Source organism: Cupriavidus sp. FW305-46 (assembly GCF_058787075.1).
Genome location: NZ_JBYSZI010000013.1, coordinates 84,037 through 101,794 on the forward strand (window position 1 = coordinate 84,037; position 17,758 = coordinate 101,794).

At 68.4% G+C, this 17,758-nt stretch carries 15 protein-coding genes; 10 read left to right on the plus strand and 5 right to left on the minus strand.

Translation table 11 applies throughout. The features are described 5' to 3' along the window. Nucleotides 1-113 precede the first annotated feature (113 nt). The 10 genes from AC3WON_RS08915 (at nucleotide 114) to AC3WON_RS08960 (ending at nucleotide 10,618) form a co-directional block, all read left to right on the plus strand. Nucleotides 114-1,001 carry a CorC family transporter gene (locus tag AC3WON_RS08915; RefSeq protein WP_010813864.1) on the plus strand — a complete coding sequence of 296 codons (888 nt, stop codon included), beginning with the start codon at nucleotides 114-116 and terminating at the stop codon, nucleotides 999-1,001. After that, nucleotides 998-2,608: an apolipoprotein N-acyltransferase gene (gene lnt, locus AC3WON_RS08920; protein WP_492317661.1), complete on the plus strand. Its 1,611-nt coding sequence runs from the start codon at nucleotides 998-1,000 to the stop codon at nucleotides 2,606-2,608. Before AC3WON_RS08915 ends, lnt begins: the two co-directional genes overlap by 4 nt. 591 nt (nucleotides 2,609-3,199) lie before the next feature. Next, on the plus strand, nucleotides 3,200-4,147 hold the full coding sequence (gene glyQ / locus AC3WON_RS08925; protein WP_492317662.1) for a glycine--tRNA ligase subunit alpha: 948 nt from the start codon (nucleotides 3,200-3,202) through the stop codon (nucleotides 4,145-4,147). After that, nucleotides 4,144-4,773 carry a hypothetical protein gene (locus AC3WON_RS08930; protein WP_492317663.1) on the plus strand — a complete coding sequence of 210 codons (630 nt, stop codon included), beginning with the start codon at nucleotides 4,144-4,146 and terminating at the stop codon, nucleotides 4,771-4,773. The genes glyQ and AC3WON_RS08930 overlap by 4 nt, the downstream gene beginning before the upstream one ends. 36 nt (nucleotides 4,774-4,809) lie before the next feature. Next, complete coding sequence (gene glyS / locus AC3WON_RS08935) at nucleotides 4,810-6,933, plus strand: glycine--tRNA ligase subunit beta (protein WP_492351640.1); 2,124 nt, start codon at nucleotides 4,810-4,812, stop codon at nucleotides 6,931-6,933. Between the two features lie 21 nt (nucleotides 6,934-6,954). After that, nucleotides 6,955-7,542, plus strand: a complete 588-nt coding sequence (gene gmhB, locus AC3WON_RS08940; protein WP_010813869.1) for a D-glycero-beta-D-manno-heptose 1,7-bisphosphate 7-phosphatase — start codon at nucleotides 6,955-6,957, stop codon at nucleotides 7,540-7,542. A 45-nt stretch (nucleotides 7,543-7,587) separates the two neighbouring features. Further along, nucleotides 7,588-8,352 (plus strand): lysophospholipid acyltransferase family protein, encoded by a 765-nt coding sequence (locus AC3WON_RS08945; RefSeq protein ID WP_492317665.1) that lies wholly within the window; start codon nucleotides 7,588-7,590, stop codon nucleotides 8,350-8,352. Further along, complete coding sequence (locus AC3WON_RS08950; RefSeq protein ID WP_492317666.1) at nucleotides 8,349-9,209, plus strand: M48 family metallopeptidase; 861 nt, start codon at nucleotides 8,349-8,351, stop codon at nucleotides 9,207-9,209. The genes AC3WON_RS08945 and AC3WON_RS08950 overlap by 4 nt, the downstream gene beginning before the upstream one ends. A gap of 83 nt (nucleotides 9,210-9,292) precedes the next feature. Beyond that, nucleotides 9,293-9,700 carry a lactoylglutathione lyase gene (gloA, locus tag AC3WON_RS08955; RefSeq protein ID WP_492317667.1) on the plus strand — a complete coding sequence of 136 codons (408 nt, stop codon included), beginning with the start codon at nucleotides 9,293-9,295 and terminating at the stop codon, nucleotides 9,698-9,700. 12 nt (nucleotides 9,701-9,712) lie between these two features. After that, nucleotides 9,713-10,618, plus strand: a complete 906-nt coding sequence (locus tag AC3WON_RS08960) for a DMT family transporter (RefSeq protein WP_492317668.1) — start codon at nucleotides 9,713-9,715, stop codon at nucleotides 10,616-10,618. A gap of 52 nt (nucleotides 10,619-10,670) precedes the next feature. Here AC3WON_RS08960 and trpS read toward each other — a convergent pair whose 3' ends face one another. The 5 genes from trpS to AC3WON_RS08985 form a co-directional block, all read right to left on the minus strand. Beyond that, nucleotides 10,671-11,705 carry a tryptophan--tRNA ligase gene (trpS, locus tag AC3WON_RS08965; protein WP_492297307.1) on the minus strand — a complete coding sequence of 345 codons (1,035 nt, stop codon included), beginning with the start codon at nucleotides 11,703-11,705 and terminating at the stop codon, nucleotides 10,671-10,673. A 63-nt stretch (nucleotides 11,706-11,768) separates the two neighbouring features. Then, entirely contained in the window at nucleotides 11,769-12,611 is an 843-nt protein-coding gene (rsmA, locus tag AC3WON_RS08970; protein ID WP_018312802.1) for a 16S rRNA (adenine(1518)-N(6)/adenine(1519)-N(6))-dimethyltransferase RsmA, read from the minus strand. Between the two features lie 17 nt (nucleotides 12,612-12,628). Then, nucleotides 12,629-13,732 carry a 4-hydroxythreonine-4-phosphate dehydrogenase PdxA gene (gene pdxA / locus AC3WON_RS08975; protein WP_011614551.1) on the minus strand — a complete coding sequence of 368 codons (1,104 nt, stop codon included), beginning with the start codon at nucleotides 13,730-13,732 and terminating at the stop codon, nucleotides 12,629-12,631. A gap of 29 nt (nucleotides 13,733-13,761) precedes the next feature. Further along, the gene (locus AC3WON_RS08980) at nucleotides 13,762-15,237 is read right to left on the minus strand and encodes a peptidylprolyl isomerase (protein WP_492351641.1); all 1,476 of its coding nucleotides are present in this window, start codon (nucleotides 15,235-15,237) and stop codon (nucleotides 13,762-13,764) included. A 9-nt stretch (nucleotides 15,238-15,246) separates the two neighbouring features. Next, a complete protein-coding gene (locus tag AC3WON_RS08985; protein ID WP_492351642.1) occupies nucleotides 15,247-17,688 on the minus strand; it encodes an LPS-assembly protein LptD in 2,442 nt (813 codons plus the stop codon). Nucleotides 17,689-17,758 lie beyond the last annotated feature (70 nt).

Genomic DNA, 17,758 nt, shown 5'->3' on the forward strand with positions numbered 1-17,758 from the left:
CCGACCGGGCGCCGCATGCTGCACATATCGTCGCAGGACACCGCCCGCCGTCACGGGACGGCCAGGCTTTTAGTGTATCCTTCAGACGATCTCCACCACGCGCTCGCCGCGAAATGAACGACCCTTATCCCAGTTCGAAGCCCGCTTACCTGAAGCAGGCCGATCGTCCCAGATCGCTTCTCGAACGCCTGTCAGACCTGATTTCCCCCGAGCCGGACACCCGCGCGGAATTGCTCGAAGTGCTCCAGGAAGCGCATGAGCGCAACCTGATCGACGCCGACTCGCTGTCGATGATCGAGGGCGTGTTCCAGGTCTCCGAACTGACCGCGAGCGACATCATGGTGCCGCGCGCGCAGATGGATATGGTCAATATCGCGGATGCCCCGGAGGCGTTCATCCCCTTCATGCAGCAGACCGCGCACTCGCGCTTTCCGGTCTATGAAGGCAGCCGTGACAACATCATCGGCATCCTGCTGGCCAAGGACCTGCTGCGCTACTACACCGACCCCGCCTTCGACCTGCGCGAGACCCTGCGCCCGGCGGTGTTCATCCCCGAGTCCAAGCGCCTGAACATCCTGCTGCGCGACTTCCGCATCAACCGCAACCATATCGCCATGGTCGTCGACGAGTACGGCGGCGTGGCCGGCCTGGTGACGATCGAGGACGTGCTGGAGCAGATCGTCGGCGACATCGAGGATGAGTTCGACCTCGACGAAGACCAGGACAATATCCTGCCAATGCCCGACGGCAGCTGGCGCGTGCACGGCCTGACCGAGATCGCCCAGTTCAACGACGCCTTCGGCACCGCCTTCTCCGACCACGACGTCGATACCGTGGGCGGGCTGCTGTCCAACCACGTGGGCCACGTGCCCCACCGCGGCGAGGTCATCACCCTGCCGCCGATCCGCTTCGAGGTGCTGCGCGCCGACGCGCGCCAGGTGCACCTGCTGCAGGTGCACCGGGAATCCAACGGCGACAACGCGGGCGCGGCCGGCGCATGAAGCGTTCCGCCCCGATCCTCAACGGCGCCGCCGCTGCCGACGCCGCCCCGGCGGGTGTGCCTGGCACGCGCGCGCATTCGCGCACGGCGACCATGGCGCGGCTGCTGCTGGCCGGCGTGCTCGGCATCGCCCATACGCAAGCCTTCGCCCCCCATGACTGGTGGTGGCTGCAGATCCTGTCGCTGGCCGGCCTGGCCGCGCTGATGGCCGACGCGCCGCGCGCGCGCCTGGCCGCCGCCACTGGCTACGCCTTCGGGCTGGGCTGGTTCCTGTCCGGCATCTGGTGGCTCTATATCAGCATGCACGTCTACGGCGAGATGCCGGCGTGGATGGCCGCGCTCGCGGTGGTGCTGTTCTCTGGCTTCCTGTCGCTCTACCCGGCGCTGGCCGGCGCGCTGTGGCATCGGCTGACGGCGCGCCTGCCCGGGGCCACGCTGCTGGCGCCGCTGGCCTTCGGCGCTGCCTGGGGTCTCACCGAATGGCTGCGCGGCGTGGTGTTTACCGGCTTCCCGTGGCTGTCGGGCGGATATGCCCATGCCGATGGCCCGCTGGCCGGCTTCGCGCCGCTGCTTGGCGTATACGGCATCGGCGCCCTGGCAGCCGCGGTGGCGGCACTGCTGGCGGCTGCCGTACGCGGGCTGGGCCGCGGCGAGCGCGGCCGGGCGCTGGGCGCCTTGGCACTGGCACTGGCCCTGCCCGCCGCGGGCGCCGCGCTGGCGCCGCTGGCCTGGACCACGCCCGCCGGCAAGCCGCTGTCGGTGCGGCTGCTGCAAGGCAACGTGGCCCAGGACATCAAGTTCGAGCCCGCCGGCATCCAGCGCTCGATCGAGCTGTACCGCGACATGATCACCGCCGCGCCGGCCGACCTCGTGGTCACGCCGGAAACCGCGTTCCCGGTCATCCTGCAGGAGCTGCCGGTCGACGTGGCCGTGGCGGTGCGCGACTACGCGCTGGCCAGCGGCACCACGGTGCTGTTCGGCGCCGCCGGCGCCGACTCGCCGGTGGACTTCACCAACAGCGTCTTCGGCCTGGGCCCCGAGACCGAACGCCTGTACCGCTACAACAAGCACCACCTGGTGCCGTTCGGCGAATTCATCCCGCTGGGGTTCCGCTGGTTCGTCGACATGATGAAGATGCCGCTGGGCGACTTCCGCCGCGGCGGGCTCGACCAGGCCTCGCTGCCGGTGCGCGGCGTGCGCGTGGCGCCCAATATCTGCTACGAGGATCTGTTCGGCGAGGAGATCGCGCAGACGCTGCGCCAGCAGCCGGCGCCGGCCAATGTCCTGGCCAACCTGACCAACCTGGCGTGGTTCGGCGACACCATCGCGCTGGACCAGCACCTGCAGATCTCGCGCATGCGCGCACTGGAAACGCGCCGGCCGATGCTGCGCTCGACCAATACCGGCATGACTGCGGTGGTGCGTCCGGACGGCTCGGTGCAGCAACGCCTGCCGACCTTCACGGTCGGCACGCTGGCGGCCGAGGTGCAGGGCATGCAGGGCTTGACGCCCTATATCCGCTGGGGGAACGCGCCGGTGCTGGCGCTGTTTGCACTGGTGCTGGGGCTTGCTGCCTGGCGTATGCGCAAGCTGCGCGGTGCAGGCTGAAGGCACAGGCTGGCGCAGGCACCGGACGCGGCGGGATCGCCGCCGCCGTCCGGCGCTGGATTGCGGTGCCGGTGGTGGCGCCTCAGGTGAGCGCCAGCCGGTTCAGTTCAGCAGCCCGGTCGCCACGGACACGGTGGCCGCGGCGATCATGACCGCGATTGCGACCAGGTAAGGTTTGCGAGAAAGAAGTGCCATGATGCCAAGTCCCCATCAATAATCAGTTACCGACAAACGGCCACTGCGGTGCCAGCCAGCAGCCGCCGTGCCCGCCATGCCGGCACGGACTGTCAATCGCAACGCTCTGAAACGGGTTGCTTACTCATACTGTATACAAAAACGTTATCGGCCAGCAGCGGCCAAACCTGAAATCCGCCTCGGTATTTTCCCGATGCGTTGCGTAGGACCGACATTGGCGGGCATCCTCCACCATCGGTGCGTGACCTAGCCGGCCCCGCCAAACGGGGCGCCTCGCCAAAAAGCCGATAGAATTCAGGGTTTGGCAAAATCCGCATGCGCCGGCTCCGGCACGCGCCGCGCGGCCTGCATGCCGGGCGCCGCGAACGCGCCCGGGTGCCTCTACCTAGTCTTCATATGCTGACCTTCCAACAAATGATTCTGACCCTGCAGGCCTATTGGGACCGGCAGGGCTGCGCGCTGTTGCAACCCATCGATCTGGAGGTCGGCGCCGGCACATCCCACGTACACACCTTCCTGCGCGCGCTCGGCCCCGAGCCGTGGCGTGCCGCCTACGTGCAGCCGTCGCGCCGCCCCAAGGACGGCCGCTATGGCGAGAACCCCAACCGCCTGCAGCACTACTACCAGTACCAGGTGGTGCTCAAGCCCGCGCCGGAGAACATCCTGGAGCTGTACCTGGGCTCGCTCGAGGCGCTCGGCCTGGACCTGAAGCAGAACGACATCCGCTTCGTCGAGGACGACTGGGAGAACCCCACGCTGGGTGCCTGGGGCCTGGGCTGGGAAGTCTGGCTCAACGGCATGGAAGTGACGCAGTTCACCTACTTCCAGCAGGTGGGCGGGATCGACTGCAAGCCCATCACCGGCGAGATCACCTACGGCATCGAACGCCTGGCGATGTACCTGCAGAAGGTCGAGAACGTCTATGACCTGATCTGGACCGAGTGGGTCGAGAACGGCGAGACGCGCCGCCTGACCTATGGCGACGTGTACCACCAGAATGAAGTCGAACAGTCGACCTACAACTTCGAGCACAGCAACACCGAGATCCTGTTCCGCCATTTCGCCGAGCACGAAGGCGAGGCCAAGCGGCTGATGGGCAACGGCGAAGGCACCGAGGAAGGCCAGGCCGCCGGCACGCGCCTGGCGCTGCCCGCCTACGAGCAGGTGCTCAAGGCCGCCCACACCTTCAACCTGCTGGACGCGCGCGGCGCGATCTCGGTGACCGAGCGCGCGGCGTATATCGGCCGCATCCGCAACCTGTCGCGCCAGGTGGCGCAGGCCTACTACGACTCGCGCGAGGCCCTCGGCTTCCCGATGTGCGGCAACGGCGGAGCCCGGGCATGACGCAACTGGCGCGCAGCGCGTTGTGCTGCGCCACGGCGATCGCCGCGCTCGCCGCCGCCGGCAATGCCATCGGCGCGCGCGCGCAGGCGGCACCCAGCGCGCAGGTGCTGATGCTGCCGGCCGAACTGAGCAATGTGTGCGAGGCCGATCCGCAGGCGCTGCAGCTGGCCATGGCGCGCCAATGGCGCCCGTCGCTGAATGCGCTCGACCAGTGGACGCAGCTGGTGCGCTCGTTCTCGTGCGACCTGTCCGGCCAGCGCGACCTGGGCTGGCACCGCGTGCCGCTGCGCGCCTATGAAAGCGCTATCCGCTACCCGCTGACGTGGGTGGAGATGGAGACCCACAACGGCCGCACCCGCCGCACGGTCAAGACTTACTACTCGGCGGCGCAGCTGCCGCCGAAGATCGATTTCTGGGTGGGCGGGCGCATCGACGAGATCCGCTACGACAAGCGCCTGCGCCGTATCGACGCACGCTTCCCGGCTGCAGGCAGCCGCGGCGGCAGCAACGGCGCGGCCAGCGCCGCGGCGGCCGCGCAATGCGCCTACACCACGCTGCAATTCCGGCAACAGAACGGCCTGTGGCTGCTGTCCGGAGTGGAACCTAATCTTTCGCCGCGCTGCTGATAAGCGGCGCGCGCTACAACCTGTTGGATACGATTCATGTCGCAACCCATGACCGACTCGCTGCTGATCGAACTGTTCACCGAAGAGCTGCCACCCAAGGCGCTGGCGCGCCTGGGCGACGCCTTCGCGCAGGGCCTGTTCGCCGGCCTGGGCGAGCGCGACCTGCTTGAGCCGGGCGCCACCGTGACGCCGTTCGCCACCCCGCGCCGCCTGGCCGCGCTGGTGTCGGGCGTGCGCCGCAGCGCGCCGGACCGCGAGCAGCGCGAGAAGGTCCTGCCGCTGTCGGTGGCGCTGGACGCCAACGGCGAGCCCACCGCGCCGCTGGCCAAGAAGCTGGCTGCGCTGGCCAAGTCGGTCGGCGTTGCCGAGATCGACTGGCAGTCGCTGGAGCGCGCCTCCGACGGCAAGGCCGAGGCCTTCTTCTACCGCTATACCGCACGCGGCGCCGAACTGGCTGCCGCGGTGCAGGCAGCGCTGGAAGACACCATTGCGAAGCTGCCGATCCCCAAGGTCATGAGCTACCAGCGCCCGGACGGCAGCACCGTGCATTTCGTGCGCCCGGCGCACAGCCTGATCGCACTGTTCGGCGCCGAGATCCTGCCGGTGACGCTGCTGGGGCTGCAGGCCAGCAACCTGACCCAGGGCCACCGCTTCCTGTCGCATGGCGTGATCGAGATCGCGCATGCCAATGACTATGCGCAGCGGCTGGAATCCGCCGGCCACGTGGTCGCCAGCTACGCCGAGCGCCGCGAGCGCATGCGCGCCGCGCTGCTCAAGGAAGCCGGCGCCGACCAGGTGATCATGCCCGAGTCGCTGCTCGATGAAGTCAATTCGCTGGTGGAATGGCCGGTGGTCTATGCCTGCCATTTCGAGGAAGCCTTCCTGGCAGTGCCGCAGGAATGCCTGATCCTGACCATGCAGACCAACCAGAAGTACTTTGCGCTGACCGATGCCGACGGCCACCTGCGCAACCGCTTCCTGATCGTGTCGAACCTGGCCACCGAGACGCCGCAGTCGATCATCACCGGCAACGAGCGCGTGGTGCGCCCGCGCCTGGCCGATGCCAAGTTCTTCTTCGACCAGGACCGCAAGAAGACGCTGGCGTCGCGCGTGCCGCAGCTGGCCAGCGTGGTCTACCACAACAGGATCGGCACCCAGCTGGACCGCGTGCAGCGCCTGCAGCAGATCGCCGGCCATATCGCCGATGCGCTCAACGACAGCGGCGTGCCGACCGACAAGGCCGCCGCGATGCGCGGCGCCGAACTGGCCAAGGCCGACCTGCTGACCGACATGGTCGGCGAGTTCCCCGAGCTGCAGGGCACCATGGGCACGTACTATGCCCGCCACGACGACGAAGCCGAAGACGTGGCACTGGCCTGCTCCGAACACTACCGACCGCGCTTTGCCGGCGATGCGCTGCCCGCAGGTGCGGTCAGCACCGCCGTGGCGCTGGCCGACAAGCTCGAGACCCTGGTCGGGATCTGGGGCATCGGCCTGCAGCCCACCGGCGAGAAGGATCCGTTCGCGCTGCGCCGCCATGCGCTGGGCATCCTGCGCATGCTGATCGAAAAGCCGCTGGCGCTGTCGCTGACGTCGCTGCTGGCGCTGACGCAGCAGGCCTTTGCCGGCATCGCTGCAGTCAAGCCGGCACCCGAGGCGATCGCCGACTTCCTGTACGACCGCGTGCGCGGCTACCTGAAGGACAAGGGCTACACCACCAACGAAGTCGAGGCCGTGGTCAGCCTGCGCCCGGACCAGCTGCACGACATCCTGGGCCGCATGGAAGCCGTGCGCACCTTTGCCGCGCTGCCCGAGGCCGAGGCCCTGGCCGCCGCCAACAAGCGCATCACCAACATCCTGCGCAAGAACACCGAGCCGGTCGGCGCGGTCGATCCGGCGCTGTTCCGGGAAGAGGCCGAAGGCGCGCTGCACGCCGCCATCGAGCGCGTGCGCCCGGCCGTGGAAGCCGCCTTCGCCAGTGGCGATTTCACCGCCGCGCTGCGCGACCTGGCCCAGCTGCGCGATGCCGTCGACCGTTTCTTCAATGATGTGATGGTGATGGCCGAGGACGCGCAGCTGCGCGCCAACCGCCTGGCGCTGCTGGCTTCGCTGCACGCGATGGCCAACCGCGTGGCCGACATCTCCAAGCTGGCCGCCTGATCTCAGCCACCGGAGCCGCACATGCCGCAGACGCCGCCCAAGTTTGTCATCCTGGACCGCGACGGGGTGGTCAACCTCGACAGCGACCAGTTCATCAAGACGCCCGATGAATGGGTGCCGATAGACGGCAGCCTTGAGGCCATCGCCGCGCTGAACCAGGCCGGCTACCGCGTGGTCCTCGCCAGCAACCAGTCCGGCATCGGCCGCGGGCTGTTCGAGATGAGCGCGCTCAACGCCATGCACGAGAAGATGCACACGTTGCTCGCGCGCCTGGGCGGGCGCGTCGACGCGGTGTTCTTCTGCCCGCATACCGCCGCGGACGGCTGCGATTGCCGCAAGCCCAAGCCCGGCATGCTGGAGCAGATCAGCGAGCGCTTCGGCATCGAGCTCCGCGGCGTGCCCATCGTTGGCGATTCGTTGCGCGACCTGGAAGCCGGCGTGGCGGTCGGTTGCGCGCCGCACTTGGTACGCAGCGGCAAGGGCCAGAAGACCCTCGACCAGGGCGCCCTGCCGCCGGGCACGCAAGTGCACGACGACCTGCTCGCGTTTGCGCGCTGGCTGACCGGCAACGGCGGCGCACAGCGCCCGCCCACTCATAGCGCCGGCTGACCGCCCGCATCCATTCCCTATTCGCACCCCCGCGCGCCCCCCCGCATGACGTTTCTCCGTTCCCTGTTGTTTGCGCTGTACCTGCTGGTGCTGACGCCGCCGTACGCCTGCGCCTGCTTCCTGGTGTTCCCGTTCATGAATGCCGACCAGCGCTTCCGCTTCGTGCGCGGCTGGCCCCTGCTGGTGATCTGGGCCGCGCGCGGCATCTGCGGCATCCAATACCGCATCGAAGGCCATGAGCATATGGACGTGATGCTCGACAAGCCGGTGGTGCTGCTGTCCAAGCACCAGTCAGCCTGGGAAACCGTGGCCTACGTGGCGCTGATGCCCAAGCCGCTGTGCTTCGTGTTCAAGCGCGAGCTGCTGCTGGTGCCGTTCTTCGGCTGGGCGCTGGGCATGCTGAAGATGGTCCATATCAACCGCAAGGAAGGCACCCGCGCCTTCGCCTCGGCCGCGCGCCAGGGCCGCGAGCGGCTGGCCGAAGGCGCCTGGATCATCATGTTCCCGGAAGGCACGCGCACGCCTTCGGGCCTGGAGAAGGCACGCTACAAGAGCGGCGGCGCGCGCCTGGCGGTGGAAACCGGCGCCTGGGTGCTGCCGATGGCGGTCAACTCGGGCCGGGTGTGGCCGCGCAATTCGTTCCTGAAGCACCCGGGCATGGTGACGATCTCGGTCGGCCCGGCGATCGCCTCGGCCAACAAGACCGCGGACCAGCTCAACCAGGAGGTGGCGGAATGGATCGAGCGCGACATGCGCCGCATCGATCCGCAGAGCTACCGGAGCGCGGCCCCGGCCGGGCCCGCCGCATGAAGCTGCTGCGACCCGCCACCGACGCCGACGGCGCGCAGCTGGAGCTGCCGCTGGCGGAGTCCGCCCAGGCGCCGCAGCCTGCGGCCCCGCTTGCGCCGGAGCCCCCGCAGCAGCCCGCCTGGCCGGTGCCGCAACCCAACGCACGCCTGCTGCGTATCGGCGAACGGCCGCTGCACTACACGCTCAAGCGCTCGGCGCGCCGCACCATCGGCTTCACCATCGACGACCGCGGCCTGTCGATCACGGCGCCGCGCTGGGTCACGCTGGCGGACATCGAGTCGGCCATCCTGGAAAAACAGCGCTGGATCTTCAACAAGCTGGGCGAGTGGCGCCACCGCGAGTCGCGCCGCATCCTGCCCACGGTGCAATGGCGCGACGGCGCCAGCCTGCCCTTCCTGGGGCAGCCGCTGACGCTGTCGCTGGAGTCGCCGCTCGGCGCGCTGCTGTTCGATGCCGACCGCCGCGTGCTGCACCTGGCGCTGCCGGGCCATGCCGACGAGCAGCAGATCAAGGACCGCGTGCAGGGCTGGCTGCAGCAGCAGGCGCGCCGGCTGCTGGCCGAGCGCCTCGATATCTACGCCGACAAGCTGGGCGTGCGCCACACCGGCTTTGCGCTGACCTCGGCCGCCACGCGCTGGGGCAGCTGCACCGCCGACGGCAAGATCCGGCTGAACTGGCGCCTGATGCATTTCCCGCTGTCGATGATCGACTATGTCGCCGCGCACGAGCTGGCGCACCTGAAGGAAATGAACCACGGCCCGCGTTTCTGGCAGACCGTGGAATCGATCTTCCCCGAGTTCCGCGATGCGCGCGCGCAACTGCGGGCGCACCCGCCCGAGCTGTTGCCGACATTCTGAGCGAGCGGGAGCGGGCCGGTACGTTTCGGCCAAACGCACTAAAATGGCGCCTTCCTATACCTAAAACAGTTGAAGGCCCTCAAATGCGACTCCTCCACACCATGCTGCGCGTCGGCGACATGCAGCGCTCCATCGATTTCTACACCCGCGTGCTCGGCATGCAGCTGCTGCGCCAGAGCGACAACCCTGAGTACAAGTACCGCCTCGCCTTCGTCGGCTACGGCCCCGAGAGCGAGACCGCGGTGCTGGAGCTGACCTACAACTACGGCGTCGACCAGTATGACCTGGGCACGGCCTACGGCCATATCGCGCTGGAGACCGACGATGCCGCGGCCGCCTGCGAGCGCATCCGCGCCGCCGGCGGCAAGGTCACGCGCGAAGCCGGCCCGGTCAAGGGCGGCACCACCGTGATCGCCTTTGTCGAAGACCCGGACGGCTACAAGATCGAACTGATCGAGCGCCATTCCACCCGCGACGCCAGCCGTCCCTGACGGACGCTGACGATGAGCACGCAAGCCCTGACCCGGCAGCCGCTCGACGGCATCGCCGTGGGCCTGATGGTGGTGCTGTGCGCCGCCTGGGGCCTGCAGCAGGTGGTGATCAAGGTCACCGCGCCGCTGATGGGCGCGGTGCTGCAGGCCGGCGTGCGCTCGGCGGTGGCGGCGTTGCTGGTGTTCGGCTTTGCCGCCTGGCGCGGCACGCCGCTGTGGCGGCGCGACGGCACACTGAACGCCGGCTTGCTGGCCGGGCTGCTGTTCGGCGCAGAGTTCTTCTGCATCTTCGTCGGGCTGGGACACACCACGGCCTCGCGCATGGCGGTGTTCCTGTACACCGCGCCGATCTTCACCGCGCTGGGCCTGCATTTCGTGGTGCCGGGCGAGCGCTTGCACACCGGGCAATGGCTGGGCGTGGCGCTCGCGTTCGCGGGCATGGCGCTGGCCTTTGCCGATGGCATTGCCGCGCCGTCGGCGCAGGGCAGCACGCTGCTGGGCGATGCGCTTGGCATCCTCGCCGGCGCACTGTGGGCTGCCACCACCGTGGTGGTGCGCGCCAGCCCGCTGGCCAGCGCCCCGGCCAGCAAGACCCTGCTGTACCAGCTGGCGGTGTCCGCGGTGATGCTGCTGGCGATGGCGGTGGCCGCCGGCCAGACCGCAACCGTGCAGATCGACGGGGTGGTGCTGGCGAGCCTGTTCTACCAGTCAGTGCTGATCGCGTTTGCCAGCTACCTGACCTGGTTCTGGCTGCTGCGGCGCTACCTGGCGTCGCGGCTGTCGGTATTTTCCTTCCTGACGCCGCTGTTCGGGGTCGCCTTCGGCGTGGTGCTGATGCACGACGCGGTGGGCCCGCGCTTTGCCATGGCGGCACTCCTGGTGCTGGCCGGCATCGTGCTGGTCAATCGCCGCGCCTGAGCGGCGCGGCAAGCGCAATACTGCGGCGGCCGGAGCCGCCGCTGCCTGACGCTCAGCGGCGTGCCTCGAACGAAAACATGCCGAGCGCGTCGCGCACTTCGTCCAGCGTCTGCTGGGTCAGCGCGCGTGCCTTCGCGGTGCCCTGGCGCAGGATGTCGAACACATAGTCCGGATCCTTGGCCAGTTCTTCGCGGCGCGCGCGGATCGGGGCCAGCATGTCCTGCAGGATGCCCTCGACGCGGCGCTTGAGCACCATGTCGCCCAGGCCGCCCTTCTGGTAGTGCTCCTTCAGCGCCTTGACTTCCTCGGTGTTGGGGTCGAACGCATCCAGGTAGGTGAACACCACGTTGCCCTCGACCTGGCCCGGGTCCGACACGCGCAGGTGGTTGGGGTCGGTGTACATGCTGTGCACCGCAGCCTTGATCTGCTCAGGCGAAGCCCCCAGCGCGATCGCGTTGCCCAGCGACTTGCTCATCTTGGCCTTGCCGTCGACGCCAGGCAGGCGGCCGAACTCGGGGATCAGGGCCTTGCATTCGGGCAGCACTTCGCGGCCGACCTGGTGGTTGATGCGGCGCACGATCTCGTTGGTCTGCTCGATCAGCGGCGCCTGGTCTTCGCCCACCGGCACCACGTGGGCCTTGAAGGCAGTGATGTCCGCGGCCTGCGATGCCGGGTAGCACAGGAAGCCGGCCGGGATGTCGCGGCCAAAGCCACGCGCCTGGATCTCTTCCTTGATGGTCGGGTTGCGCTCGAGCCGCGCCACCGTGACGAAGTTCAGGTACATCAGCGTCAGCTCGGCCAGCGCCGGCAGGTGCGACTGCACGGTGATGGTGGTCTTGGCCGGGTCGATGCCCACGGCCAGGTAGTCCAGCGCCACTTCCAGCACGTTGCGGCGCACCTTGTCGGGATCGTGCGCGTTGTCGGTCATGGCCTGGGTGTCGGCCAGCAGCACGTATTGCTCATGCGTGTCCTGCAGCGTCACGCGGCTCTTCAGCGAGCCGACATAGTGGCCAAGGTGCAGCGGGCCGGTGGGACGGTCGCCGGTCAGGATCACGGGACGCCGGTTGGTTTGGGTCTGGGCTGTCATGGGACGGTCTTGCACGAAATAGTCGCGGGAAACTCGGGATTCGGGAATCGGGATGTGCGGGCCTCAGGCGGCCTGTCCGGCCTGGCCGGATGGCGTACCACCGAGGCGCCGGGCCAGTTCGACATATTCGCCGACGGGCACTTCCTCGGCGCGGCGGCCGAGGTCGAAGCCCATCGCATCGAAGTCGACCTGGTCGCGCAGGAACGAGAGCGTGTTGCGCAGCACCTTGCGCCGCTGCGAGAACGCTGCAGTGACCACGTCGCCCAGCACGGTGATGTCGCAATCGGCATGCGGCGAACGCAGCCGGCCGTCGCTGTGGCGCGGCCACGGGATCATGCGGACCACGGCGGAATCGACCTTGGGCGGCGGATTGAAGGCGCCCGGCGGTACGTCCAGCACGTGTTCCATGTAGTAGCGCACCTGCAGCATGATCGAGAGCCGGCCGAAGGCCTTGCTGCCGGGTTCGGCCACCATGCGCTCCACCACCTCTTTCTGCAGCATGAAGTGCTGGTCGCGCACCTGGTCGGCGAAATCCATCAGGTGGAACAGCAGCGGGCTGGAGATGTTGTACGGCAGGTTGCCGACGATGCGCAGCGGGCGGCCGGGCACGGCGAGCTTGTCGAAATCGAACGCCAGCGCATCGCCGGCGTGGACCTGCAGGCGCTCGCCATAGCGGCGGCGCAGGCGCTCGACCAGATCGCGGTCCAGCTCAACCACCTGCATCTGCGGGATCCGTTCGAGCAGCGGGTCGGTCAGCGCGCCCAGACCGGGACCGATCTCGACCAGCACGTCGTCGGCCTGCGGGCTGATGGCATTGACGATGCCGTGGATGATGGTGTCGTCGACCAGGAAGTTCTGCCCGAATCGTTTGCGGGCCACATGGCCCTGGTGCACGTTTGAACGCATGGGTTATTCGTCCAGCTTCAGCATGGCGGCTGCAGGCCGGAATGGGTGTGGCCAGGATGGCTGCCCGTGGCACCGTTGCTGCCAGGGCGCCGGCCATTGGCGTGGCCGGCCATGGTGACCGCACTGCGGATGGCCTCGATCATGCTGCCGTGTTCGGCCTGGCCGGTGCCGGCAAGGTCGAGCGCGGTGCCATGGTCCACCGAGGTGCGGATAAAGGGCAGCCCCAGCGTGATATTCACGCCGTGGCCGAAGGTGCCGTATTTCAATGGCGCCAGCCCCTGGTCATGGTACATCGCCAGCACGCAGTCGGCATCGCGCAGGTGGCGCGGCTGGAACAGCGTGTCGGCCGGAAAGGGCCCGCGCGCGTCGATGCCGGCATCTTTTGCCTGCGCCAGCGCGGGCGTGATGATGTCGATCTCTTCGCGGCCCATATGGCCGCTTTCGCCGGCGTGCGGGTTCAGGCCCGTGACCAGGATGCGCGGCCGCGAGATGCCGAAGTAGCGGCGCAGGTCGGCATCGATGATCGACAGCGTCTGCACCAGCAGCGGCACCGACAGCGCATCGGGCACCGCGCGCAGCGGCAGGTGGGTGGTGGCCAGCGCCACGCGCAGCATGGCGCCGTCGTGCGCGGGCTGCGGGCCGGCCAGCATCATCACCACGCGCGGCACGCGGGCGCTCTCGGCCAGGTATTCGGTATGGCCGGTGAAGGGCACGCCGGCGTCGTTGATGGTGCTCTTCTGCACCGGCGCCGTGATCATTGCGGCATACCGGGGCGCGGCCTTGCCGCGCGCGCGGCAGCCGCGGATGGCGGCATCGAGCAGCTTCAGCACATAGGGGCCGTTGCGCGCGTCGAGCCGCCCGGCCTCGCACGCGACCGCCAGCGGGATGTCCTCGACCACCACGTCGCCGTCGGCAATGCGCCGCTCCCAGGCGTGCGTGGCGCCCAGCGCCGCCGCGCGGTCGGCCAGCAGGCGGGCATCGCCCAGCACATGGAAGCGGTATTGCCCGCCGCCGACGCCATTGTTGGCGCCCGCCAGCTGCAGCAACGCCCCGATGGTGATATCGGGACCGATGCCGGCGGGTTCTCCGGTCGAGATGGCAAGGGCTAGCGGGTCGGGCATGTCAGGTCAGCGGATCGGGGACCGGCGCTTCAGCGCTGCCGGTTGACCCGGTACTCCACGTACGCCTGCGAACGCAGCTGGCGCACCCAGTCATCATAGGCTGCGCGCAGCTTCTGTTCGCGGACTTCGGCACGGGCGAAGTCGCGCTGCTTCTCGGGCGACATCTCGGTCTCGCGCCGGTTGAGCACCTGGATCAGGTGCACGCCGAACTGCGTGACCACCGGCTCCGAGATCTCGTTCGGGCGCAGACGGCTCATGGCCTGCTCGAACTCGGGCACCAGCTCTCCCGGCGAGACCCAGCCGAGGTCGCCGCCGTTCTGCGCCGAGCCGTCCTGCGAGAAGCGCTTGGCCGCGTCGGCAAAATCGCCGCCGTGGGTGATGCGGTCGCGCAGCGTGCTGAGCTGGCGGCGCGCCTCGGCCTCGGGCATGTTGGGGCCGGTGCGGATCAGGATATGGCGCACCTGGGTCTGGGTGATCTTCGAGGCCGCGGCCGGGCCGGATGCCGGCGCCGCGCGCTTGGCCACCAGCTTGACCACATGGAAGCCCGCCGCGCTCTCCACCACCTGCGGCGCCACCCCGCCAGCCTGCAGGTCGACCACGGCGTTGGCGAACAGTGCCGGCAGGCGGCCGATCTCGCGGAAGCCCATCGCGCCGCCCTGGGCCGCCTCGGGGCCCTCGGAGTTGGCCTGCGCCAGCTGTGCGAAGTCGGCACCGCCCTGGGCCTGCTTGAGCAGCCCTTCGGCCTTGGCGCGCTGCGCCTGCTTCTGTGCGTCCGAGGCATTCTCGGGCACGCGCACGAGGATCTGCGCCACGTTGTATTCGGTCGGGCCGCTGGCGGCGCCCTGTCCGCCGCGGGCCGCCAGGTAGTTGTCGATCTCGCCGTCGTAGACCTGCACCTTGGAATCGACCTCGCGCTCGCGCAGGCGGATCACCTGCACCTGCTTGCGCAGTTCCTCGCGGTACTTGGTCCAGGTCATGCCGCTGGCCTCGACGCGGCGGCGCAGCTCGGTCGCGTTCAGCCGGTTCTGCTGTGCCACCGATTCGATGGCACGGTCGATTTCCTGGTCGGTCACGCGGATGCCGGCCTCCTGCGCGGCCTGGGTCTGCACGCGCTCCATTACCAGGCGCTCAAGCACCTCGCCCAGCAGGTCGGCGCGCGCGGGCGCCGGGCGGCCGGCGGCACGCAGCTGGCCTTCGATTTCATCGGCACGGTCGAGCAGCTCGCGCCGCGTGATCACGCTGTTGTTGACGACCGCGACCACTTCGTCGACCAGTTGCGAACGCTTCTGGCCCCCGGCCTGGGGCACGCCCAGCTTGGGCTGGCTCGACGGCGCCGCGACGTCAGACGCCTGCGGCACGAAGATGCCACTGGAGCGCGGCGCCGTCCCGGGCGCCTTGAGCTGCGCCGCAGCCGGCACCGTCATGGCGGCCAGCACGGCCGGCAGCAGCAAGCGGTGCCAGGACGTCAGGAGAAAGGAAAACACGGCGAATTCTTGACGTTTCATCGTAATCCGTCATTCATAGTGATCGAACTGGGTCGTCGGCACCGGCTTGGCCGACACCGGCTCATAGCCGGGCACGTTCAGGCGCAGGATGTTCAACGGGTTGGAACCGATCTTGGAAAGGCCACGGAACTCCACCTGCAGGAAGACCCGCCCGGTGTAGCCTTGCGTGGTGTTGCGGAAGCGCTGGTAGACCACGCGGCCGACCCAGCAGTCGGCGGCGTACTCGACGCCGGCCAGCGCATCGACCATCTGGCTCGCGGTCAGGTCGAAGGCAAAGCGTGCGATGCCGTAGGCACGGCGCGTGATCGGCCACTGGCTTGACACCTCGAACTGGTCGATCGCGGTGTTGTCGGTCACCGAAGTCGGGCGGCGGTAGCGGTAGCCTGCATTAATCACCTTGCGCGACTCGGGCCGGTAAGAGACCGCCACGTTGCCGTAGTTGATCCGGTCGCTGTCCGGGTTGTACTGCACGCCCGCGTCCAGGTAATAGCCGCGGAACATCTGGATGGTGGTGGCCGCCAGCAGGTCCGAGAAACCCGCCTTGGGATCCGCCAGCGTGCCGTTGATCTGCACGCGCTGGCCGGTGAAGTCGTAGCGCTGCGCGATGGTGCCACGGAAGCGCTCGATTCCGGTGTCGGCTTCGATCAGGCGCGTGGTCAGGCCGCCGGTCAGCTTGTTGTTGTCGGCGACGCGGTCGTAGCCGGTGAACGGGTTCTCGCTGAAGATCTGCCCGTAGCCGAAGTCGGACTGCACCGTGTCGAACAGCGGGAACTGGCTCTGGTCGCGGAACGGGGTGTACACGTAGAACAGGCGCGGCTCCAGCGTCTGCACATAGTTCACGCCGAACAGGCGGCTGACAGTCGGTGCTTCGCGCTCGAACGTCATGCCCGAATCCAGGCTCATGGTCGGCAGCACGCGCGAGAAGTTATTCTGCGCCGTAGGCGCATTGGAAGCCGCCTCCATCTGGTACTGCGCCGCGTTGAAGGTAACCTTCGGCGTCACGAACCAGCCCGCCCGCACGATCGGGTAGCTGATGCTCGGCTGAATATACATGCGCTCGCCCTGCGGCTGCTGGAAGCCGGTGGACGTCAGCGGAATGCGGAAGCGCGTATAGTCCGCTTCCACCTGCACGTCGAAACCGCCCAGGTCATAGCGGATGTACTTGCCGTTGAGCTGCGGCACGCGCTCGTACGAGGGTTCGCTGGGACGCAGCGTCTGGAACTTCTGCACCCGCGCCAGCAGCGTGAAATCCTGCCAGTTGTAGGTAACGCCGCCTTCTTGCGTGTACTGGCGTTGCGCGGACTGCGCAACGCTGCGGTTGAAGTCGTCCGGATATCGGTCGTCCGATACCCGGTTCACGTTCAGGTAGGCATTGAGCCCCTTGGCCAGGTTCTGGCTATGCTGGATCGAGTAGGCCCAGCGGTCCGAATTGGTCCTCTTGTCGTCCGGCAGGAACTCGGCGCGCAGGCGCCCGCTGTAGCCCTGACCGAGATAGCGGTACTCGCCGCCGAGCTGCAGGCCACGCTCGGTCATCAGCCGTGGATAAATGGTCAGGTCGCGGTTTGGCGCAATATTGACGTAGTACGGCGTGGTCAGGTCGAAGCCCGCACGCGAACTGTAGCCCATCAGCGGCGGCAGGAAACCGCTGCGGCGGTCGTCGTTCAGCGGAAAGCTGAACGCCGGCGCCGCCGCGATCGGCACGCCGAAGAAATTCAGCACGCCGCCGTAGGCCACGCCCACCTGGCGGTCGTTGTCCAGGTCGATCCGGTTCGCGCTGAAATACCAGTCGGCGTTGTCCGGCGAACAGGTGGTGTATGACGCGTGCCTGGCGGTGCTGCGGTCCTTGTCCAGGAAGTCGATGCGCTCGGCCTTGCCCGAGCCGCCGGTCTGCTGGAAATAATAGTCCGGCGACAGCATATAGCCTTCGTTGGCCTCGACCTTCATCCGCGCCTCGGGGCCGACCGCCAGCGTGCCGCTGCGCGACATGCGCACATTGCCCTGCGCGAAGGCTTCGTCGGTGTCCTGGTCGTAGGTCAGCTTGTCGCCCTTGATCGCACCGCCGTCACGGCGCAGCTCGGCATGGCCTTCCAGCTCGACGCCGCGCTCGCTGTAGCCGGTCATGCGGTCGGCCTCGATAAAGGTCGGGGCGTCGGAGCCGGCGTCAGACTGTTTGCCGGGTTCGGCAAGCCGCGGCACCAGTTCGCCGGATTCCACGGGAAGCGGCGGCGCTTTCGGAGCGGCTTCGAACACCGGCTCGACCTGGTCGAGATCGGGGATCGCCGAACCGGACATCTGCGCGTGTGCGCCGGCCGAAAGGCTGGCCATGGCCAGCACCAGCGGCCGCAGCGCGCCCGCGTGCAGGCCGCCGGCGCGCCTGGCTCGGGCAGGAACGCTGGTTGGGGCAGGCGAAGGCAAGGCCCTGTTGTTCGGTGATCGTCGTTGTTCGGTCATTCGCACGGGTTGTCAGTCTCGGCGTCGGCTGCGGCCCGCCTGCAAGCCGCCAGCCCCCGCCGGAGCAGGC